We start from the raw sequence: 21,095 nt of genomic DNA, 5'->3' as shown, positions 1-21,095 counted from the left end.
GATTTAACAAAATTTTTCAACCAATTATGTAAATGGGTTACCAACATCACCGATTCAAACGTAAGTGAACCATAGGTAACTATACTCATTTTGATGTCTTCACTGCTTTGCGATGAAGGCTCAACGAAAGAGCAAATTGCTCCACAACTTTGCTTAGAATAACCGCTAGGACACCATTATGATTATCTCAGCTTCTACTGACTACCGCGCTGCCGCGAAAGCCAAGCTTCCCCCGTTTCTATTCCATTATATTGATGGCGGCTCTTACGACGAACGCACGCTGAAGCGTAATACTGACGATTTAGGTGATGTCGCTCTTCGCCAACGCGTCCTACGCGATATGACAGATTTGAGCCTCGAAACCGAGCTCTTCGGTGAGAAACTGGCAATGCCAATCGCGCTAGCTCCTGTTGGTCTAACTGGTATGTACGCGCGCCGAGGCGAGGTGCAAGCAGCAAAAGCAGCCGAGAAAAAAGGCATCCCATTTACTATGTCGACTGTTTCGGTTTGTCCGATTGAAGAAGTCGCACCTGCAATTGAACGTCCAATGTGGTTCCAGCTTTACGTGCTTAAAGATCGTGGCTTTATGAAAAACGTACTTGAGCGTGCAAAAGCAGCAGGCGTAACAACGCTGGTGTTTACCGTTGATATGCCAGTTCCTGGCGCACGTTACCGTGACATGCACTCAGGTATGAGTGGCCCTAACGCGGCCATGCGTCGTGTATTCCAGGCGATGCGCCACCCAAGCTGGGCGCTGGATGTGGGTCTACTTGGTAAACCGCACGACTTAGGTAACATCTCAACTTATCGTGGCGAACCAACAAAGCTAGAAGATTACATCGGCTGGTTAGGCGCAAACTTCGACCCTTCTATCTCCTGGAAAGATCTTGAGTGGATTCGTGATTTTTGGGATGGCCCAATGGTTATCAAAGGCATTCTAGATGAAGAAGACGCGAAAGATGCGGTACGTTTCGGCGCAGATGGCATTGTGGTATCTAACCATGGTGGCCGTCAGTTAGATGGCGTACTTTCAAGTGCTAAAGCACTACCAAGCATTGCGGATGCGGTAAAAGGTGATCTTAAGATCTTCGTAGACTCTGGTATTCGTACTGGTCTTGATGTCGTTCGTATGCTCGCACTTGGTGCAGACTGTACGCTTCTTGGCCGTTCATTTGTGTACGCATTGGCAGCACAAGGCGGAGCAGGCGTTGAAAATCTACTGGATCTGTACGATAAAGAAATGCGTGTAGCAATGACGCTGACTGGCGCTAAGTCTATCGCGGATCTTTCACACGATTCGCTAGTGAAAATCCCATAATCTTTGCAAGCGAGCAAAACAGAAACGAAAAAACGAGCCAACAGTGGCTCGTTTTTTATTGCTCTTCAACCCGATAATTTGACGAGCAAGCTAGCTAACTTGGTGAACGTACTCGATCACGACTTGGTTTCCGTCGATGAACACGTTACTGATATCGCCATCCACCGTCACACGATTTTGTAAATAAACGGTACCAGATGCAGATAGATCACGCTCCGTCAAAGACGGAATCACCTGACCAGGACGTACATGTAGCTGCTCGCATAGCTGTTTTACAAAACCTAGCGTCAGTGGAGAATTACCACGTAACAAGCCAGAAAACTCGTGTAGACTCAAACCAAGGCGCTTCGCCATTTCCATTTGAGTGATGTGCATTTTGGCTTTTTGTGACATCCAGATGTCGTAGAGCGCGTTTCGATCCAGCTCTGTAAATTCCATATCTGCCTCCGCTAATTCAAGAGCCAATACACTCTCACACTTACTTAAGATAAATGTTAGCGATAAGTCAGAGAAGTTATAATTGATCGTCCAAATATCAACCCTCAATCATTGGTAGCGTACCTCTGAACATGCATGAAGCGGTCGCTCAACAGAACATTGAGGTGACTCTCTTGTCATCGGAAGGAAAAGTCCATCTCGGACGGTTTAGACATAAGTAAATGATTTAAAGGAAATCACTGGGGTGAAGGAGTAATATCTGCTACCTTTCCTTCCATGGTTCACTAGAAATAAGTTACATATGCCACAGTGGTTTACCGAATTACAAAGCTACATTGAAACGTCTCATCAAAATTGGAGTGGGAGCGTCCTTTTCATTACGCTCGCTAGCTTTATAGCTTGGATAGCTTGGCGGCTGATCCGCTCTCGCCTCGCTGCGCTCGTAGAGAAAACACCCTTCCACTGGGATGACATGTTGCTTGATGCGCTAAAAGCGCCAGTCAGTACACTCATTTGGTGTTGGCCAGCAACCGTCTCTATCGGCATCATATTAGAGAGCGAGCTCAACGATAAAATAAACTGGTTAAGTACGCTGAAACTGATTTTAATCATCAGCATCTTCGTATGGACCGTTATGCGGCTCATTACCAATGTTGAAGAGCATGTTCTCGAACAAAAGAACCGAGATGAAACAACAGTACAAGCGATAGCTAAGGTCGCGCGCCTGTTCTTTATTACCGTCGGAATTCTAACCGTAATGCAGGCATTTGGTCTGTCACTATCGGGCCTACTTACCTTCGGTGGTGTTGGTGGTTTGATCGTCGGTTTAGCGGCGAAGGATTTGCTGTCTAACTTTTTTGGAGGTCTTATGATCTACTTCGATCGTCCATTTAAAGTTGGCGATTGGATCCGTTCTCCAGACCGACAAATAGAGGGGACGGTAGAACGCATTGGCTGGCGTATGACCATTATCCGAACTTTCGATAAGCGTCCACTGTATGTGCCAAACTCAGTGTTTAGCAGCATTGTCGTAGAAAACCCATCTCGCATGCTGAACCGACGCATCTACGAAAAAATTGGACTTCGTTACGACGATGCAGAAAAAATGCCGCAAATTATCACCGCGGTAAAAGAAATGCTGAAAAATCACAAAGACATTGATGCACGCCAAACACTTATCGTCAACTTCGATACATTCGGTCCATCATCGTTGCACTTCTTTATCTATACCTTTACTAAAACCGTGAATTGGGTGAGATACCATGAGGTTAAGCAGGACATACTGCTTAAGGTAATCAACATCATTAAAGAACACGATGCAGATATCGCGTTCCCTACTCAGACGCTTAAGCTTGATCCTATACAAATGGTAAAAGCGGAAGAGCAAGAAGATCACGGCTTCTAGTTCTCACCAATACCCAAATAATCAAGCCCGCTGTGTTTAAGCGGGCTTTTTATTTTTCTTCGCATGAAGTGGTTATTGTTGCGTTAACACCATACGTGCATTCAGCGGTTGGATTGGGCGATTGTTTTTCCCCATGACTTCCGAAAAAGATTTTATCTGCTCAGGAGAAATAGTTTGTGCTTCTTTCATCACCAACCAACGCACACCTTCAGAGCATGGTGGTGTCGTTAGTGAGCCGTTAAAGCGGTAGTAGTCTTTATCACTTGGGATAAGGGCATCCGCATCAAATGGAACCTTGATGGTAACATCTTGATCTTTAGTTGGAATGTTAGCTAGCATCTTAGCTAGATCTGGGTTCGCGCCACCCAGTTTAAAGAACACCGCGACAACAGCTAGATGACCTACTTTGTCGGCATGCACAAAGTGTACTTCTAGTGGGTATTCTTTACCATCCACATGGTTTTCAGATGGCGTATGGAAGTGGAACTGTTTCAACGTAAACTCTTTACCATCAATGGTGAGTGTGTTTTTGCCTTCTAAACCAATCTGTAAAGTGTGACCGTTGTTCAGCAGTGAAATTGCCTTACCTTCGTAGTCGAAATTCAATTTTTCTAGCTTCGCTTCGGTCGCCGATTCAATGTTGATTGGGCTCTGGTTTTGACCTTTCGCGCACTCAGATGCAAACTCACCCCAATGAGCTGGCCCATGGTTTCCCTCGTAGCCCCAGCTTGCTGCATAAGCTGTTCCTGTAAATACCAGTGCCAAACCTAATGTTGTTAGTGACTTCTTCATCATTTTCCTTATTTCTGAAAGTTATATTCCGTGAGAATAAAGCCATACTAATCTCACAAAATTAAGCAGTGACAGAGTGAAAACTATGATTACAAAAGATTTTTGGAATAGAAGCCTCTAATGATGTAATTGACATGATGCTCAAAATTGAACGTCAACGATTATTGAGTCGGTGTAAGTACCAGCAGGAGGGGTCGTTTGGCTGGTTAGTATCTGCGCGCGATAATTATAATTCTGTGGCGTGATACCATCCGGAATGGAGCCGCCAGTATCGACGTCACTGTGTTCACGACGTTCAGAACTGGTGCCTCCCCAGCGCTCCATCGTTGATGACTTATAGATTTCATACTCCAAATAGTGACCACTAAAAATCATTCGCCGCTGACCGCCGGACGCATTTAGGCCGTCATTCAAGCCAATGGAGAAGGAACTATTCTTGGTACAAGTTAACGATATAACCTGACTGACTGGCTCAAAACCGGCCACTAATGGGGACGAACCAAAATCAATATCTGGCGCCGTGATCATACAATCAGGGGTCACTTCCAACTCAACCGTAATCACGCTTTGAGCGCTGCCATTGGTGCGGCCAATGCATACCCCTAGAACCCCGATCCCCTTACAGTAATCCCAAATCCAGGATACGGTGATTTGGTCTTTATAAGTCCCAGCGGAAAGATTACTACCCACTCCCGTCCGAGCATAAAGCGGAAACTCAGCTTGAGTGCCAAACAACCCGAGTAAATCGAGTAACCCGATTTCAAAAAAATTGTAAGTTTGGCCGAATACATACTCTTGTGAAAGACCTGGATCGCCAAAAATCTGATAGCTGAGCTCCGAACTCGGATCATCCTCATTTAATAGCAAACCATTATTTATGCTGTTAAACGTTGCTGATACGTAGTCGCCACTTAACAAAGACACAAGTGTAGAAAAGTCACACGTAATCCCCGCATGAGGCTGAGCTGAGCTTTGCTGCTGAGAGCTTGAAACAGTAAACGAAGAAACATTGCCAAACAAGATTAAAGGTGTTGCCGCCGTGAGCTGACAAGCCATTGTCGAGCACGAGAAAAAGAGAAGTAGGCTAGCAAACCAGCTGCGCAAAATCATAGTGCGGTCTCTTCTTCGGCTTTGATACAAACCTGCTCAGGCAATGTTTGTATTTTTTGACTGTCACGCTGATACACCCCCTCAATAAACACTTTACATGGCGACTGTCCTTGAGGATAAAACTGAATATAGCGGCCTAGGTCAACGCCTTCAAAGTACGTAAAACCATCCCAACCAATTTGGCTTGTTAAGCCCGTTTCTGAGCGGCCATATGTACCAATCGGAAGGAACAAATGATTTTCGTCTACCACCGTCATGCTCAGTGCAATTTGTAGCTCTATTGGGAACTCTAACAGGTAGCCGTAGCCCGAATGTATCGAAGCAAACTGCTCTGTCTCAGAAAACGCAGCATTGGCTGGTAAATTAAGTGGATCGATTTCATATTTGGCGGTGTAATACGCCGTAGCCCAAGGAACAAGTAAGTAACCTTCATCGTCTGTCACTCCGACAATTTGATTCTCATATTTAACCGGAATACCTTCAAAACCACTGGTGCTCACTACCGCAAAGCTGTCATACACTTCATTCGCTGGGAATATTTCTCCATCCAACGTAGAGACTGAACCTGCCATTTCCGCAAAATAATCATAGTCGCCACTGGTGCCATTTAACCCCGCTCTGAACTGCGCCCATGACGCACGGTAGGTCAAATCGGCCTGTTTACGGTTTTCTGGGTCCTCGTTAATATCATGCGCTAAATTGACGCCCCACCCACCTCGTATTGGCGCAAGGCGGCTGTAACCCACTCGCCCTCTAACATCGCCATCATCCTCTCTTTTCAGCGTTAACCCCGAACTTCCCCCCAAAGAACTGAAAGGTAGAGAGAATTGCGCCAGCGTAACACTCTGACCACCAATACTATGGTTGTAAGAAAGGGACATATTGATATTAAAAGGCAGAGCGTAGCTATAAGTAAGATTTAGGGTACGTGAATCTGAGTCGGATTGTTGAATATCAAAGTACCCACCAGAAAGTGAGCCCCAATCTCCCAAACGGACTCCCATATTGATTTGTGATAGATGGCGCGACGCGAGTGAAGCGTCCTTGCCTTCATCGAGCATTTCGTAATTTGGTAAATGAGATAAGGTATAAAAGTCGGCTTGTTCTACTTGAGTTCGAGCAGCGAAGCTAAACAACCGAGACTGATAACTATAACCTAGCGCATATGAGGTAGATTGATCCTGAAAATTACTCACACGAAACGAGGCATCCACCGTACCCAAGTTGAAAGCATTGGTGACAAAGCCCAGCCCCGCAACGATCAGGTCGTCTTTTGCTTCGGCTTGAGCTTCTAATGTTAACCAGTCAGTCATGCCATGACGCAGAGCGGTAACCACGCCACCGTCTCCATAGTCGTTAGATGCATTACCGAAATTTTCTCTGATCGCACCAATACTCGCACTGTAAGATGTAAATCCGGTCTTCAGTAGATCGGAAGAGAGAAAAAATGGGCTGGTCATGACCGTTTGCTTACCTTGAGCATCCGTTGCAATTACCGTTGCTTCCCCAGCACCAGAGAGCATTGGAATATCGTTAATAATGAAAGGACCGGGCCCAACATTCATTGAGTCAGTTTTAAAGCCATTGATAAACAAATCTAACGTAGTGGGCGCTGTGACCTCACCGTAAAATGCAGGTAACGGCGTCGTCACGACATCCGGACGCATAGAGAAATCATGCGACAACTGAATACCCGCCAGTCTTACTGGTTGGCTCCAAGATAAAGGGCGAACAATATAGTCCCCTACCTCCATACGAATTCGCTTCTCTTGATTGACGTACTCGTAACTCGTATCAAAACGAGTGTACTGGCTGCTTTGCTGGGACTGAACATCGCGATGAAAGTTAGATTTAAATATCCCGGTAGTAGAAAAAACGCCAAACTCAGAAAAGGCTCTGACTTCATGATTTATAGAAACCTCCTTTTGTCGGCTTTCGTTCTCGTACACACCAAATACGTTGTAGTTAAGCAGGCCACCACGCCCAAACTGAGCCGGGGAAAATCGCCCCATATCCTGCGCTGATAAGCTCTGCATCGGTAACCAATTAGGCGGTACGTCAATTGTAAGTTGCAATGACGATTGCAAGTAACGCACGTTAACTCCTGGGATAGACGTAACCTCAAGTCTCTCTTCAGTTCCAGGTAACGACTTGGCGGTAACCCCAACTGAAATGAGGTCCTCCCGGAGCAAAAAGAACTGATCGCCAACTCGCTCAACTTTCGCAACAAGCCCGGTTGCTCTTTGATTGATCACCAACTCCAGATTGAGGCTAATATTCTCAAACTTTTCTAATGAGAAATTTTCAGGACTCGGTAGCTCAGAGAAGTGGTTTGCTGAATTTGCACAAAGACCAATACTGCTCCACGTTACGCTAAGTAATACCAACCAAAAGAAAGCATTCATTGTATTAAATCTATTCATTATTGCTTCAATGGTATTTGGTAACGTTTACCTCCAATATTCGCGCTCAAACTCAAGGGTCTGACATTACTATGGGGAATAGACCAAACCTTATACTGTTCAGGAAGAATATAGCCAGCTAGTCCATCGGAAATAACGACAGGATCTTTATTTGGTAGATTCAACTGTAAATTCACTAAGCGAACATGGTGTTTTCCTGAATTTTTAATGTGAACAAAACGCTGATTATTTTTCTTAATAAACTGTGCCTGTAAATCACCCCATAATTCACTGTCACGGTTTGGTTTTTGAGTATCAGTCAGCCCTTTCCCGTAAATAAACAAAGGTATCGAGTAACGCATTCGGACTTTTACAGCGAGTTCATTTTCCGTCAATTCTGTTTGAGGGTTTTGAGTTGGCGGTAATTCATCTATGATCACTCGGTATGCATACTCCTTACCCGCAGAGGCCTCATCTTGGTTGATGATGCGGATTAACTGCTTTTCACCTGGTTCAATTTTGACAAACGGAGGGGTTGCAATTAACTGGCTTTGACTTGAATAACTATCTTCTCCTTCGTTTTGTTCCCACTTAAAAATTCTCACCTGTAAATAAGAATCAACACTGCCTTTATTTACCATCCAAAGTGATGTTGCATTACTCTCCTCTGATATTTTGGGGTAAATCGGCCAAATTAATAATGAGTTAGCATTGGCATTTGAGAAAAAAACAAAAAGGAAGGTTATTAATAATAGTTTTTTGAGTATGAATTCCATTTCACCCCTCCAAAGTTCACTTACCACTCTAATGTCAGCGTAAGCGTATCCATATAAATTCCAGCCATTTCATTCCCATTTATTGTCGCCTTTGCCCAGATAGGAAACTGAATATTATCTGGGTCTTGGTCGGTATCGACGGAATATTGCGTGTCAATATCAAGCACCTGCGTATAATTTAGATCCTGAAACAAAAAGTAATCTACCGTTGTCGCTTCTTCACTGTGCTTTAGCTTACGTACACCGTCCGATGCATTCATCCCGCCATTTACGGAAACATTCATCGTAATACCCGGAGTACAACTTAATGTGAGTGATGAACTGTAAGTGATGCTGCCTTGTACTTCCGTCGCGTAAACTGAAGAATGCTCACCAAAATCTAACGTGCCTATTTGCCCGGCTTGGGTTGCGCTTTCTTCTTGTACTACGCCGTTAATCAAACAACCTGTATCTACGGTGGCAGACACCTGAAAAGTTTGTGTCGCATCAGCCAGCACAGTTAAAGAACACAAACTCATCGCGACAAGTGAAAAGCCCCTAACAACCAGCGTCACGTTTTACCAGCTTAGCGTCACACTGATGGTATCGGAGTATGTACCGGCAATGCTGCTCGTACCGTAAGCTTTCGCAAAAAGCTCAATAGTTTGCGATGTTGCACTAGTAAATTCAGACAGAGCTACCGTCCCACCTTGTATAATTTGTGTGCTTCGGTCTGAGTCGGTAAACAACGTATAATCAATAAATTGCGCGCCATTTGACATCGCGTAGGTACCAACGGTCGCACTTGCATCATACAATCCGGTGCCCAATGTAAACGTCGGTGTCACACCATTACTACAAAGCACTTCAATACCCGTCGCACTACCACCATTTACCACACCATCTTGTTCACTGAAGATTGCAGGCACGTCTCCAAAGGCGAGTGAGCCAAAGCCAACGCCAGAAGCTGCATCTACCGCATTATTTCCATTAATCACACAACCTTGTACAAGGTTAATTGAAACATCAATCGTACCGCTCACTGACGCTCCATTCGCTTGCCAACTAAATGAGGTTAAGAGCAGAGGCATCATCAGATAAAATCTTTTCATATAAAGCTCCATTTTTACATTCCACTGTATATCGGTAACCTTTTTATTAGTTATAGCTCAATTATGACAAACCAAATGCATATAAAATGTAAAACAATAAAAAGAAGCAGGATAAGGATAAAGACGAACAGAAAATAAAAACATTAAACTTAAAAATGACGATTTTTAAGCATGTAATGCTAAAAAATAACCACTAAAAACAAATGGTTATTATCTTATTCCAAATACAGAATTGACAATTAGTTAGAAGGTAGGGTGAAGTTGAGTGGAAAAAATCTAAAAAAAGTAGCAGAACGATACGAGAAGTTTAGAAAAGATTGGCGACCATTTCTTCCCGAAACAAAAATCTTCATGAAACAAAAATGCGCCCCAAAAAGGAGCGCATTTCTTACTTGAATAAGTTATTCCCAATCAAGAATAACCTTGCCTGACATGCCGCTGCGCATTACGTCGAAGCCTTCTTGGAAATCATCAATCTTGTAGTGGTGCGTGATGATTGGCGATAGATCCAGACCAGATTGGATCAGTGAAGCCATCTTGTACCACGTTTCGAACATTTCGCGACCGTAGATACCTTTGATCACCAAGCCCTTGAAGATAACTTGGTTCCAGTCGATACCCATGTCTGATGGTGGAATACCGAGTAGTGCAATACGACCACCGTGGTTCATTGTGGTTAGCATTGAGTTGAATGCTGCTGGGTTACCAGACATTTCTAGACCTACGTCGAAGCCTTCTGTCATGCCTAGCTCAGACATTACGTCTTCTAGCTTCTCTTCAGCCACGTTTACTGCGCGTGTTACACCCATCTTACGAGCAAGTTCTAGACGGTATTCGTTCACATCCGTGATCACTACGTGACGAGCACCAACGTGCTTTGCTACTGCCGCTGCCATGATACCGATTGGGCCAGCACCTGTGATAAGCACGTCTTCGCCTACTAGGTCGAAAGAAAGTGCTGTGTGTACTGCGTTACCAAACGGGTCAAAGATAGACGCTAGATCGTCAGAGATACCTTCAGGGATCTTGAACGCGTTGAACGCTGGGATCACTAGGTATTCTGCGAATGCACCTTCACGGTTAACGCCCACACCAATAGTGTTGCGACATAGGTGAGTACGGCCGCCACGACAGTTACGACAGTGACCACACGTGATGTGACCTTCGCCAGATACGCGGTCACCGATTTCAAAGCCACGAACTTCCTGACCAATCGCAACCACTTCCCCCACGTATTCGTGCCCAACAACCATAGGCACTGGAATGGTTTTTTGTGACCATTCGTCCCAGTTGTAGATGTGTACGTCTGTACCACAGATAGCGGTTTTTTTAATTTTGATCAGAATGTCGTTATGGCCAACTTCTGGTTTATCAACCTCAGTCATCCAGATGCCTTCTTCAGGCTTTAGCTTTGATAATGCTTTAATTTTCATAATGTAACCTTAATTAAAGGCCCTATTGTCTAAGGCCTAGAATCTTAAATAAGACCCATGTCCTTACCAACTTGGATGAACGCGTCGATTGCACGGTCTAGTTGCTCGCGAGAGTGCGCCGCAGACATTTGAGTACGGATACGTGCTTGACCTTTTGGTACTACAGGGAATGAGAAGCCGATTACGTAGATGCCTTTCTCCAGCGCACGCTCTGCAAATTCTGCTGCTACTTTTGCGTCGCCAAGCATGATTGGGATGATTGCGTGGTCAGCACCACCCATTGTGAAACCCGCGTCTTCCATACGAGTACGGAAGTGTGCTGCGTTTTCCCATAGACGATCACGTAGGTCACCGCTCTCTTCTAGTAGGTCTAGAACGCGGATAGAAGCGCTTACGATTGCTGGTGCAACAGAGTTAGAGAATAGGTATGGACGAGAACGCTGACGTAGCCAGTCAATCACTTCCGCTTTACCAGATGTGTAACCGCCTGAAGCGCCGCCCATTGCTTTGCCTAGCGTACCAGTGATGATGTCGATACGGTCAACCACGTTGTGGTGCTCGTGCGTACCTGCACCTGTTTTGCCCATGAAGCCAACAGCATGAGAGTCATCAACCATAGTCAATGCGCCGTACTTCTCTGCTAGGTCACAGATAGCCGGAAGGTTTGCTACTACGCCGTCCATTGAGAACACACCGTCCGTTACGATAAGAATGTGGCGAGCACCTGCTTCTTTCGCAGCGATCAGTTGCTGCTCTAGCTCTTCCATGTTGTTGTTTGAGTAGCGGAAACGCATCGCTTTACATAGACGAACACCGTCGATGATTGACGCGTGGTTTAAAGCGTCAGAGATGATTGCGTCTTCTTTGCCTAGAATAGTTTCAAATAGGCCCGCGTTTGCGTCGAAACATGATGTGTAAAGAATCGTATCTTCTTTACCTAGGAACTTAGAAAGCTTCTGCTCAAGCTCTTTGTGGATGTCTTGCGTACCACAGATAAAACGTACTGAAGCCATACCAAAGCCGTGCTCGTCCATGCCTGCTTTACCCGCTTCGATAAGTGCCGGGTGGTTAGCAAGACCAAGGTAGTTGTTCGCACAGAAGTTTAGTACTTCTTCACCAGTAGAGATTTTAACAGCCGCTTGCTGTTGAGACGTAATGACACGCTCTGATTTGTAAAGGCCTTCCGCCTTTACTTCTTCGATTTGCTGCTGAATCTGTTGGTAGAATGCAGAAGACATTTGAAATTCCTTCCTAGTTATTTTGGCGAGTATTTACTCGTTTAGAATTAGGCTTAGCCTTTATGTGACGGGCGTCACGGGCTATCACTCATCAATTAATTGTAGTGTAATTCAAGGAAGGAGGAAGGATTATACCTTAAGGTGGAAAAGCATTAATGAATCCTAGGCACAAATTCGATTAATGCTTTTCTATGAGGTTGTTATAAAAGGAATTATAGCCAGGTAGGCTTAGCCAAAAGTGCTTCAAAGTCCTTAGCAGGTAATGGTCGGCTATAGTGGAAACCTTGTCCGAACTCACAGTTTAGGTTTTTCAGGTAATCCACATGACGCTGTTCTTCGATGCCTTCTGCGACGATCTTAAGATCCAGCGCTTTCGCCATTGCTATGATTACGTTCACAAGCTCGCGGTCTGAGTCGTTCTCGAACATATTTTGCATAAAGCTACGATCAATCTTTAAGCGGTCGAACGGAAACTTCTGCAAGTAACTCAGCGCAGAATAACCAGTACCAAAATCATCAATAGTAAGTTTGGTGCCTAACGCTCGTAAGTTATTAAGCATGTCTAATAGCTCAGAATCGTGATTGAAGAGGAGACTTTCTGTCACTTCAATATCGAACTTATCTGACGGAAGACCAGACTCCTCAAGGCTGTGTTTAATAAACGTAAGTAAGCGCTCGCAGTACCTAAATTGAACACTAGAAAAGTTTACAGAAACAAACAACGGAGTCAGACTCTGCCATTGTGCCGCTTGTCGACACGCTTGTTGAATAGCAAACTCACCAATTTGATGAATTAAACCATTTTTCTCTGCAATAGAGATAAACTCTTCAGGGTTTACGAATCCGTACTTGTCATCATTCCAACGCATTAGCGCTTCTGCCCCTACGATTTTACCACTACTCAGCTCAATAATTGGCTGATAATACAGCTCTAACAACTGATTGGAGATCGCACTTCTCAGACGATTTTCCAGATCTAAGTAGCGTTGCAAGTCTTGGTTCATATTATGGTTATAAAAACAAAAGCCATCACGCCCATCTTGTTTCGCCCGATACATTGCCATATCAGCACATGCAAGGAGCTGCTCAGCGTTGTCTCCGTCATCCGGGAACACAGACATTCCGACGCTGCTACTCAAGAAGAATTCATGGTTGTTCCAAACAAACGGATCGTTAAACGCCGAAAGTACACTTGAAGCAACTCGCTTTGCAGTATCATTATCAGGCAAATCAGGGATGACGAGTAAAAACTCATCCCCACCAATTCTCGCCAATAAGTCTGTTTTTCTTGCGACTTGATACAGTCGCTGAGCACTGAGTTTAAGGATTTCATCCCCAACAAAGTGCCCCATTGAATCGTTAATCTGCTTAAAGTGGTCTAAGTCGATGAACATCACCAACACTTTAGACCCACTACGCGATGCCCTAATTAACTCCAAAGCCAATCGCTCGGAACCATAACTACGATTAGGTAAATTGGTTAATGTGTCATATTTAGCTTGGAAGGCGAGTTCTTTTTCAGACGCTTTTCGACGTTCAATTTCGTTCGTTAATTTTTTATTCTGTTGAGAAAGAATATCTTTACGCTTTTTTTCTTCCTCAAGCTTAATTTTCAATTCAATCCTATTATTGTTCGTGATGAATGCATAACATAAAGCAATGACGATCATAACGGCCAGAATACTCAAACCAATAATAAAGAGCCGTGATGTAAATATATCTCGTTCACTCAAAGGCTCGAACCACGCCATCAATTTGAAGTGATGTTTATCCACAGGAACTTCAAAGTAAATTTTTCCGTCTACAGCCTCAGAAACGAAATAGTTCTCATCCTTATTGTGAGAAGGTGTTTTATTTATGGTATCCCATACAACCATTTCCACGTCTTTTATTTTTAGCACCATTCGGCTATAACTATCTTCGTGTTCTTGGTTAGTAAGTTGGTCAATAACAATATTCTTATTAAGATCGGCAATTAAAAAGGCAACAGGCTTTCCGGAGAACTTAACTTGCTTAATGACTTGAATGCGAACGTCATCATTGTATCGCGTCGCACAAACCTCTTCGGGATGCCCGTGTTGAGTCATTAAGGTTTGTATGTCCATCTTATGCTCGGCAAGGTTTTCGGAGCCTGTGGTGACAATGGTGACTCCATCACTGCCGACCAGCGTGAGCTTTTTATAGATTTGGCTGCTATTAATTAGCTTACTGTCTATCTTCTCATCGAAGCGACGCTTTAAATTAATTAAACTGGCCCCTAACCCATACTCCATTGACATTCCAGAAGCTAAATTACCAAAGAATGTTTGTATTGTTTTATCTGTAGCTAGATTATCAACATCTTCACTCGCTATGGTAAATAAATTATCGAGTGTGCTTGCATAACTTTTTACTTTTAAATCTAGTTCTCTGTATTGAGATTCTTTTAATTTATTTTGACCTACGCTAGTCACAGTAATAAGCATAGCTAAGTAAATTGAAACTAATATTGCGCTTATTGTAATAAATCTTTTACTGGAAAATTTTTTAACGGCCTTATTCATCGGACTTTCTTTTTATCTTCTATAAAGTAATCGTTATAAAAGTAGTAAATAGATGGATAGTATTTTTTTACTAGTTTTTCGTATGAACCGTCTTTTTTTATCGAGTCTAAATAACGATCAAATGCTTTGCGTAATTCAGGGGAATTTTTACGGAATGCAACAGCCATTTTTTGATTTTCAGATATAGGGCCAATGACTTTTATTTCACCCGGCCATTTTTCGAGGGCAATTAGCGTATCCGCAACATCTAATAATGTGCTTTCCGCATCATTTTTCATTATCGCTGGAACCATCTCATTAAGGAGACGCGCCCCATCAGGTAATATAACTTTTGCACCTGTGTCATATAAGTCATAAAGGTTAGGATCCAAGCAAGAATGTTCTAAAGCTAACACTTCGCGACCATCGATCAGCTGCTTGACGTTTTTAACATCTTCATCGACCGACCCACTTGGTTTAATCGGGCTCAGACTAGAGTCGGATCTGGAAACCAACCATACACCTGAAGGAAAATAATCTTGTGAAAAATCGACAACCTCAGAACGCCAATCAAGAATAGTAACGCCATTTGCGATCAAATCGCCTTCAATTGGAACACTTTCTCCGACAACAGCCTGCTTGTTGTGATATTGCACATTTTGCCCTGTCAACTTACCAACCACGTCGCTCCACTGTGCTGGAACATACTGGTACTGAACACCTAACGACTTGGCAAAACCTTTTATTATCTCTACATCCAAGCCAGTCAAAGTTTCCACTTCACCTTGTTCAATATAGGAGACAAAGTTAGCGTACGGGACACCAATGTGACGCAGTACACCACGTTCACGGATTTGTTGTAAATCGTCTGACCAAGCGGCAGACGACGCAACAGAGGTAACCATGAGCGCCACCGTCGCTAAAGTTCTTTTGAATGTTATGACTGACATAATAATATCCTTACCTTTCACAAAGCGCCCAATAATGGGCGCTTGAGTGATAAACAACGATGTTAGAACGACGAGTAATACAAATTCGTCATCGCCACTACGAGCCCTTCCACATCTTGTTCGTCATGGAACAAATGCGTAGAGATACGCAGCGCGTAAGTATCAAAGTCATCATCCTTATGCAGCTTAAAGCTAGTCGTACGGATGATGTAACCATACTCTTCACGTAAACGATCTCGGAATTCCGTCAGTATCTCTTCATTAGTTACATCGGAGAACGGATTAACCGTCGTTAAGCCACTGGTTAAGCCTTCCACGTTTGGTGAATACATTTTGGCTTGTGGTAAGTACTCTTGAAGCAAGGTTTTACATAAACTACCAAGGCTTACAACTCGCTCTTCGATACGGTCTCGACCAATCTCATCCCACATTTTGCAACTATCAACTAGTGCTTGTTTCGCAGGATAGTTATCGTTACCAATGTATTGCATTTGCAGCTGTTTACCCAGGTAATCAGCATGAGAAAGTGAGGAGTTGATCAACCATAACGGGTTCTCTCGGTCACTCCAATACTCATTCAAACGGTTACCATTATCACGAACATACAGAATACCTGTCGCGCCCGGACCACACTGCCACTTATGACCAGATCCTGCATAGAAATCACAATCCATATCGTGGAAATCAAGGTCAAACATACCGACCGTATGCGCGCCATCAACAAGAGTAGGCACACCATACTCTTTTGCTAAAGCACAAATGGCTTTTGCTGGTAGCGCGGTTCCTGTTTTGTATGTGATATGAGAGAAAACAATTAGGCGAACGTTTTGATTCGCATCAAGCGCGTCTCGGAACGCTTGAATGTAATCTTGCTCAGAAACGTTTTCAGTACCAGTAAATACTGGTAGTTGAATTTCTACCACATCCACACCAAAACGATGTTTCGCTACGTTCATAGGTGATGTTGCAGCAATATGTTCATGGTGTGTCGTTAGAATCACATCACCTGGTTCAAAGTGTAAGCCATTAATGATCGAGCATAAGCCATCAGTAGTGTTGCGGCTGAGAATGATCTCTTCTGGGTTAGCACCAAAACCTGGTGCGACGTCTTTAACCATCTCAGAAACATACGGCCAAGAGCCAAATTTGCCTTTCATATCCCAAGGATATTTAGCCACCAGCTTGTTGTTATGCTCGTAATCTTCAAGAACATGTTTTGGCATTGAACCTGTTGTACCAATGTTCATGTAAGTGGTTCGTTTGTCCAAAACGAACTGTCTTCGCACTTTACGCCAGAAGCGCTTATCGTGTTTTCTACCTAGCCCGCGGCTGCTCCAATCAATTTTCTGTTCTCGTGCTTGAGCTACGCCTGAGAAAGCGGAAGCACTCACACCAGCAACAACAGCTCCTGTTGCGCCTTTCAGAAAATTACGGCGGCTGCTATTAGTCTGAATAGATTCCTTGTCTTTCATCTTTTTCAATCCTTGTCGGAAATTAGCCATATTATTAATTTTAAGTGCGTAACTATCTGTTACTAAAACATTATTACCCATTACAATCAGAGTTTAATTTTTTCCTCTGCCATTAAGTGACTTTAGTTCCAATTTTTTATCTTATTTGATGATATAAGCAACAGTTTGACCACAAATCTATAAACAACAATGTTCACATTAATATATTCGTTAATTTGACTATTCTTTATTGCGGACAATTCCACCAAATTCTTTATAAAACAATTATGAGCTTTGTTATAAAGTCATTAAAAATTTAACTTTGCGTTAATTTAAAAATATTCAGGCTATTTTAAGATTGGCGTCTATTCTTTTTATATCTTAACGATCTCAATATGTTAAGACTAAATAAAAGAAAGCTGATTTCGGATCGAGATATCAGTTTAAGACCATAAAGTGATACACATCACTCTATGACATAAACTCACCGCTCAACATACATAAGTAAAACAGGTTTTCACTAATATGTGCTTGAGCGTACACCCTAAAAGAAGGAGGTCCCATGTTAAAAGGATTGCTATGCATTTCAGTTGCATCCGCTCTTGTCGCCGCCCCTAACGCGCTAGCAAAAACGGTAGAAATGACTGCTCTCAACACCAATGAGAGTGCGGGTACCATTGAGATTTCACAAAGTGATTATGGCGTTGTTTTTACGCCTCAATTATCAGGTTTGTCAGCAGGTGTGCACGGTTTCCATGTTCACACTAATCCATCTTGCGATAGCATAGAAAAGGATGACAAAACCGTATTAGGCGGCGCAGCAGGTGGCCATTATGATCCTAACAACACAGGGAAGCATGGCTATCCTTGGACCGATGACAATCATTTAGGCGACTTGCCTCCACTCTATGTGGACATGGACGGCAATGCCAATCAGCCCGTTGTCGCACCTCGCCTAAAATTATCGGATTTAAAAGGTCGAGCGTTAATGATCCATGCAGGTGGTGACAATCACTCCGATCACCCAAATAAGCTAGGTGGTGGTGGCGCTCGCGTCGTATGTGGTGTTATTGAATAAACATTAACTTATGTCTCACACTTCTCTTTAGATTGCGAGAAGTGTGAACTTCTGTTGATACTGAGAGGAGGTTGCATTGGTCTCAAGATAGCTGTGGTGAAGCATTAAGATCGATTGGACAATCTTCGTCCCGATCCCCAAAGAACCTCCCTCCGCTTCTTCCTCGATGTGATTGACGAAGGTAAAGTGGATACGCGACTTATCCTCACTCAAATGTGCTTGGCAATGCACTTCCGAGCCGATTGGGCTGTGGCGCAATGCATTTTCAAGCAGGTTCAATACCAACCGCTCCAATAGCCCCTTGTCACCCACGGTTTGGATTTCGCTATCGATATCCACTTTCAACACCACTTCTTTACGAGAAAACTGGCTCTGCATCGTTTCGGCACATTCTGCCATCAACGCGCCAAGATCTACGGGGCGGTACTCGTAGTTTGGCATTGGAGCTTCTTTGCGCGCGGCGTCTAACAAAGAATGCAATTGAGTTGAGAGCTTCTCACAATTTCGGAAAGCGACGTCAATCAAAGGATCGGATTCCGGATGTTGCAAACGCCATGTTTCCAAATAACCCAGCACGCTCGATAACGGCGTTTTTAAATCATGACTAAGCTGCAACAAGCTTTGACGACGATGAGACGATTGATACTCCAACTGTAAAAACTGCTGCTGAATGTGCTTCGCCATCATCTGATAAGAGTGCGCAATCGGCACGAGCTCCGGCACTTGGTGAGTAAAATCAGGTTGCAGGCGGAAATCATGTTCGGCTTGCTGTTGAAGTTGCTTGGTCACACGCTCAATCGGGTTCAATAGGCTACGTTTCACCAGCACATAAGCTCCAAGAGCAAAGCCTAAAATGGAAACTAAGACCAGTCCTGCCAGCGCGATGTAAGGGGTATCGACTTGAGCATTGGCAATGGCATCATGTCGGGTACTGCCAATCACCACGTAGAGATAACCGACCGTAGAACCTAATTCCTCTATCGCCGCGACAGAAAAGACTTTGTGCTCACCACGATTACGTGGGTCTTCACCCAAAATAGGAAAAGGCTGGTCATTTAAGAATTGCTTAATGGGATTGAGATCCACCTTCCCCATGATTTCCGCCTCTTCCGGTGCTGCATGAGTGGTGATATTGCCTTGGCTATCGAGGAAGTAGATTTCAAAATCAGGGCCAATCAGCATGAGCGTGTGAAAGATCGACTTAAGTGCTTTAGGGTTGTAATCCGTTCCGATCATCAGCGGATTATCATCACGCATGTGGCTGGCTAGCTCTTTATGCAGGCTTTGCTTGGTGCGTAACTCAATGGTTTCTTTTTGCCAATTGTAAGTCAGTGCAATCACCACCGCCGCGAGGCAGAACCACAAGCTAGTAAATACTACCAAGCGAGATTTGAAGCTCATCCTATCGCCTCCTTAAACAGCGATGTTTTAGAAACACCCGTGATGATTGAAAAGTGACGGTGAAAACAACTGCCGACTTACTGTCTTGGCTTGATGTTTTGACTTACTTTCTTGCATTAGTGTCTTGGTTGAAACTTATACCCAACACCCCAAACAGTTTGAATGAAGTGATGATCAGAATCAGACAAAGACAACTTGCTGCGTAAACGGTTTATGGTGCTACACACCGTGTGGTGATAACCAGAATGACTGGTATTCCAAACGTGATCGAGCAATTCATCTTTACTGTAGACTCTGCCCGGACGAGTCGCGAGAAACTGCAGCAAAGTAAACTCTGTCGCGGTAAGAGTGACATCCTTGTCGTTTAAGGATACTTGGTGCAACTCCGGAATGATTCTCAGCGGACCAAAATCCATCGCATCATTGAGGACTTCATTTGCTACTTTGGCTTCTACGGTTTGGCTGACTCTGCGTAGCACGTTTCGCACTCGTGCTTGGACTTCTAATACGCTAAATGGCTTAGTGATGTAGTCATCAACGCCCGCTTCTAAACCGTCAACCTTGTCCATTTCACCGTCTCTGGCTGTCAGCATGAGCACTGGGCTCCAATCTTGTTGCTGACGCAAATAATGGCAGATGTCTAGGCCATCACCATCTGGTAAACCTCGGTCAAGGATCAATAAATCAAAGGGTTGTTGCTGGTATTGCGCTTTAGCATCGGCGACATTTGTGGCTCGCGACACTTGGTGTCCTTGAAACTTGAGATGCATCTGAACCAGTTCTGCCAAATCATCGTCATCTTCCACCAACAAGATGTTCGCGACTAAATTGATTGCCTGTTGTTCCATGGTCCTTTCCTTGCCTTCGAGTATCCTCACTTTGCACATGACCGGAACAAATTAGAAATTCTTTCAAAAAAGGTTCCGATGACGCCATGAGGGATAAAGCGCTCGGCTACAAGCGCTTTGGAAAGGAGACGTCATCGGAGCCTGTGTTACTCGACTCGAGTGATGGTGACTTTCGCACCTGGGTTCAGGAAACGATGGTTCGCAGAAAGTGCTGAGTTTACTAATCCGTCATCTTGGCTAACAACACCCGCATGAAAAGCAACAATGTCATTGCTGTCATTACGTGCGGCATTGAAACCCTCACCGCCACCTGCTGGGCCTGGAATGGTTGCGGCAAGTTCATCGTTCAGTTCCGTGCCAGAATCCCAAACGTTCATGCTCATTTCATAGCTTTCACCCACTGCGAGCGATTTGAGCGATAGCCCCGTTTCGCCAACAAAGGCATCATTGGTATTCACAAACATAGACGCAACAGACAAGTAACCGTAACGACTAGGGTCAACCGTGATGGTGACTTCGTCCGATGCACCCGGCAACACCAATCCATTACCCGAAATACCTTGGTAAACACTGTCATTGCTGTTCATCAACTCAATCAGCTCAGCGTTACTCCCGCCTTCGGCAAGATGCTCAAGTTCAACAGATGCGGCTTGTCCAATTTCAAACAGTTGGTAGTCACCATTGTGAGTGAGTACCGCGAGCGGAGACATAGGTTGATTCGCAGTCAAGTTCGCCACGTTGACGGTGTAGCGGTACGATTTCACTACATCGTTATCATCATCGCTTGGACAACCGGCGAGCAAGCCGACTGAAGCTGCAACTAGTAAGATTCTGTATTTCAT

The 21,095-nt window shown here is 44.1% G+C and carries 18 protein-coding genes; 3 read left to right on the top strand and 15 right to left on the bottom strand.

What is annotated here, in order from left to right:
- The first annotated feature begins 178 nt into the window (after positions 1 to 178).
- Complete coding sequence (gene lldD / locus IJ23_RS15290; protein ID WP_033906713.1) at positions 179 to 1,318, top strand: FMN-dependent L-lactate dehydrogenase LldD; 1,140 nt, start codon at positions 179 to 181, stop codon at positions 1,316 to 1,318.
- A 90-nt stretch (positions 1,319 to 1,408) separates the two neighbouring features.
- Here lldD and IJ23_RS15285 read toward each other — a convergent pair whose 3' ends face one another.
- Positions 1,409 to 1,756: a helix-turn-helix domain-containing protein gene (locus IJ23_RS15285; RefSeq protein WP_005375109.1), complete on the bottom strand. Its 348-nt coding sequence runs from the start codon at positions 1,754 to 1,756 to the stop codon at positions 1,409 to 1,411.
- Between the two features lie 301 nt (positions 1,757 to 2,057).
- Here IJ23_RS15285 and IJ23_RS15280 point away from each other — a divergent pair, with 301 nt between their 5' ends.
- The gene (locus tag IJ23_RS15280) at positions 2,058 to 3,161 is read left to right on the top strand and encodes a mechanosensitive ion channel family protein (RefSeq protein ID WP_005375107.1); all 1,104 of its coding nucleotides are present in this window, start codon (positions 2,058 to 2,060) and stop codon (positions 3,159 to 3,161) included.
- Between the two features lie 72 nt (positions 3,162 to 3,233).
- Here IJ23_RS15280 and IJ23_RS15275 read toward each other — a convergent pair whose 3' ends face one another.
- The 11 genes from IJ23_RS15275 to IJ23_RS15225 form a co-directional block, all read right to left on the bottom strand.
- Positions 3,234 to 3,953 carry a carbonic anhydrase gene (locus tag IJ23_RS15275; RefSeq protein ID WP_017820518.1) on the bottom strand — a complete coding sequence of 240 codons (720 nt, stop codon included), beginning with the start codon at positions 3,951 to 3,953 and terminating at the stop codon, positions 3,234 to 3,236.
- Between the two features lie 141 nt (positions 3,954 to 4,094).
- On the bottom strand, positions 4,095 to 5,063 hold the full coding sequence (locus tag IJ23_RS15270; RefSeq protein ID WP_033906712.1) for a Csu type fimbrial protein: 969 nt from the start codon (positions 5,061 to 5,063) through the stop codon (positions 4,095 to 4,097).
- Positions 5,060 to 7,486, bottom strand: a complete 2,427-nt coding sequence (locus IJ23_RS15265) for a fimbria/pilus outer membrane usher protein (RefSeq protein ID WP_375792660.1) — start codon at positions 7,484 to 7,486, stop codon at positions 5,060 to 5,062. Before IJ23_RS15265 ends, IJ23_RS15270 begins: the two co-directional genes overlap by 4 nt.
- Positions 7,486 to 8,241 carry a fimbrial biogenesis chaperone gene (locus IJ23_RS15260; protein WP_025768578.1) on the bottom strand — a complete coding sequence of 252 codons (756 nt, stop codon included), beginning with the start codon at positions 8,239 to 8,241 and terminating at the stop codon, positions 7,486 to 7,488. The genes IJ23_RS15265 and IJ23_RS15260 overlap by 1 nt, the downstream gene beginning before the upstream one ends.
- Positions 8,242 to 8,261: 20 nt before the next feature.
- Positions 8,262 to 8,795, bottom strand: a complete 534-nt coding sequence (locus tag IJ23_RS15255) for a Csu type fimbrial protein (RefSeq protein WP_152560942.1) — start codon at positions 8,793 to 8,795, stop codon at positions 8,262 to 8,264.
- A 3-nt stretch (positions 8,796 to 8,798) separates the two neighbouring features.
- Entirely contained in the window at positions 8,799 to 9,332 is a 534-nt protein-coding gene (locus IJ23_RS15250; RefSeq protein WP_017635494.1) for a Csu type fimbrial protein, read from the bottom strand.
- A 401-nt stretch (positions 9,333 to 9,733) separates the two neighbouring features.
- Entirely contained in the window at positions 9,734 to 10,765 is a 1,032-nt protein-coding gene (gene tdh, locus IJ23_RS15245; RefSeq protein WP_033906709.1) for an L-threonine 3-dehydrogenase, read from the bottom strand.
- Positions 10,766 to 10,809: 44 nt separating this feature from the next.
- Entirely contained in the window at positions 10,810 to 12,003 is a 1,194-nt protein-coding gene (locus tag IJ23_RS15240) for a glycine C-acetyltransferase (RefSeq protein ID WP_005375095.1), read from the bottom strand.
- Positions 12,004 to 12,215: 212 nt separating this feature from the next.
- Positions 12,216 to 14,546, bottom strand: a complete 2,331-nt coding sequence (locus tag IJ23_RS15235; RefSeq protein ID WP_005375094.1) for a putative bifunctional diguanylate cyclase/phosphodiesterase — start codon at positions 14,544 to 14,546, stop codon at positions 12,216 to 12,218.
- The gene (locus tag IJ23_RS15230) at positions 14,543 to 15,475 is read right to left on the bottom strand and encodes a transporter substrate-binding domain-containing protein (protein ID WP_005375093.1); all 933 of its coding nucleotides are present in this window, start codon (positions 15,473 to 15,475) and stop codon (positions 14,543 to 14,545) included. Before IJ23_RS15230 ends, IJ23_RS15235 begins: the two co-directional genes overlap by 4 nt.
- A 62-nt stretch (positions 15,476 to 15,537) precedes the next feature.
- Entirely contained in the window at positions 15,538 to 16,947 is a 1,410-nt protein-coding gene (locus tag IJ23_RS15225; protein ID WP_005375092.1) for an aminotransferase class V-fold PLP-dependent enzyme, read from the bottom strand.
- 541 nt (positions 16,948 to 17,488) lie between these two features.
- Here IJ23_RS15225 and IJ23_RS15220 point away from each other — a divergent pair.
- Positions 17,489 to 18,004: a superoxide dismutase family protein gene (locus IJ23_RS15220; RefSeq protein WP_017635497.1), complete on the top strand. Its 516-nt coding sequence runs from the start codon at positions 17,489 to 17,491 to the stop codon at positions 18,002 to 18,004.
- Between the two features lie 27 nt (positions 18,005 to 18,031).
- Here the strand turns inward: IJ23_RS15220 and IJ23_RS15215 are convergent, their stop codons facing one another.
- The 3 genes from IJ23_RS15215 to IJ23_RS15205 form a co-directional block, all read right to left on the bottom strand.
- Positions 18,032 to 19,405, bottom strand: coding sequence for a sensor histidine kinase (locus IJ23_RS15215; RefSeq protein ID WP_033906708.1), 1,374 nt, complete (start codon positions 19,403 to 19,405; stop codon positions 18,032 to 18,034).
- A 116-nt stretch (positions 19,406 to 19,521) separates the two neighbouring features.
- Positions 19,522 to 20,253 (bottom strand): response regulator transcription factor, encoded by a 732-nt coding sequence (locus tag IJ23_RS15210; protein WP_033906707.1) that lies wholly within the window; start codon positions 20,251 to 20,253, stop codon positions 19,522 to 19,524.
- 146 nt (positions 20,254 to 20,399) lie between these two features.
- Positions 20,400 to 21,095, bottom strand: a complete 696-nt coding sequence (locus IJ23_RS15205; RefSeq protein ID WP_033906706.1) for a spondin domain-containing protein — start codon at positions 21,093 to 21,095, stop codon at positions 20,400 to 20,402.

Origin of the sequence: Vibrio sp. OY15, assembly GCF_000742455.1 — a bacterium.
Classification (GTDB): Bacteria; Pseudomonadota; Gammaproteobacteria; order Enterobacterales; family Vibrionaceae; genus Vibrio; species Vibrio alginolyticus.
The sequence above is the reverse complement of the archived record's forward strand: the minus strand, read 5'-3'. Positions and strand labels throughout refer to the sequence as shown.

Excerpts from the sequence above, each read along its gene's own strand:
- IJ23_RS15215 (WP_033906708.1), bottom strand. The coding sequence starts at position 19,405 with ATGAGCTTCAAATCTCGCTTGGTAGTATTTACTAGCTTGTGGTTCTGC.
- IJ23_RS15275 (WP_017820518.1), bottom strand. The coding sequence starts at position 3,953 with ATGAAGAAGTCACTAACAACATTAGGTTTGGCACTGGTATTTACAGGA.
- IJ23_RS15235 (WP_005375094.1), bottom strand. The coding sequence starts at position 14,546 with ATGAATAAGGCCGTTAAAAAATTTTCCAGTAAAAGATTTATTACAATA.
- IJ23_RS15250 (WP_017635494.1), bottom strand. The coding sequence starts at position 9,332 with ATGAAAAGATTTTATCTGATGATGCCTCTGCTCTTAACCTCATTTAGT.
- IJ23_RS15285 (WP_005375109.1), bottom strand. The coding sequence starts at position 1,756 with ATGGAATTTACAGAGCTGGATCGAAACGCGCTCTACGACATCTGGATG.
- IJ23_RS15210 (WP_033906707.1), bottom strand. The coding sequence starts at position 20,253 with ATGGAACAACAGGCAATCAATTTAGTCGCGAACATCTTGTTGGTGGAA.
- tdh (WP_033906709.1), bottom strand. The coding sequence starts at position 10,765 with ATGAAAATTAAAGCATTATCAAAGCTAAAGCCTGAAGAAGGCATCTGG.
- IJ23_RS15205 (WP_033906706.1), bottom strand. The coding sequence starts at position 21,095 with ATGAAATACAGAATCTTACTAGTTGCAGCTTCAGTCGGCTTGCTCGCC.
- IJ23_RS15260 (WP_025768578.1), bottom strand. The coding sequence starts at position 8,241 with ATGGAATTCATACTCAAAAAACTATTATTAATAACCTTCCTTTTTGTT.
- IJ23_RS15230 (WP_005375093.1), bottom strand. The coding sequence starts at position 15,475 with ATGTCAGTCATAACATTCAAAAGAACTTTAGCGACGGTGGCGCTCATG.
- IJ23_RS15225 (WP_005375092.1), bottom strand. The coding sequence starts at position 16,947 with ATGAAAGACAAGGAATCTATTCAGACTAATAGCAGCCGCCGTAATTTT.
- IJ23_RS15265 (WP_375792660.1), bottom strand. The coding sequence starts at position 7,486 with ATGAATAGATTTAATACAATGAATGCTTTCTTTTGGTTGGTATTACTT.
- lldD (WP_033906713.1), top strand. The coding sequence starts at position 179 with ATGATTATCTCAGCTTCTACTGACTACCGCGCTGCCGCGAAAGCCAAG.
- IJ23_RS15240 (WP_005375095.1), bottom strand. The coding sequence starts at position 12,003 with ATGTCTTCTGCATTCTACCAACAGATTCAGCAGCAAATCGAAGAAGTA.
- IJ23_RS15280 (WP_005375107.1), top strand. The coding sequence starts at position 2,058 with ATGCCACAGTGGTTTACCGAATTACAAAGCTACATTGAAACGTCTCAT.
- IJ23_RS15220 (WP_017635497.1), top strand. The coding sequence starts at position 17,489 with ATGTTAAAAGGATTGCTATGCATTTCAGTTGCATCCGCTCTTGTCGCC.
- IJ23_RS15270 (WP_033906712.1), bottom strand. The coding sequence starts at position 5,063 with ATGATTTTGCGCAGCTGGTTTGCTAGCCTACTTCTCTTTTTCTCGTGC.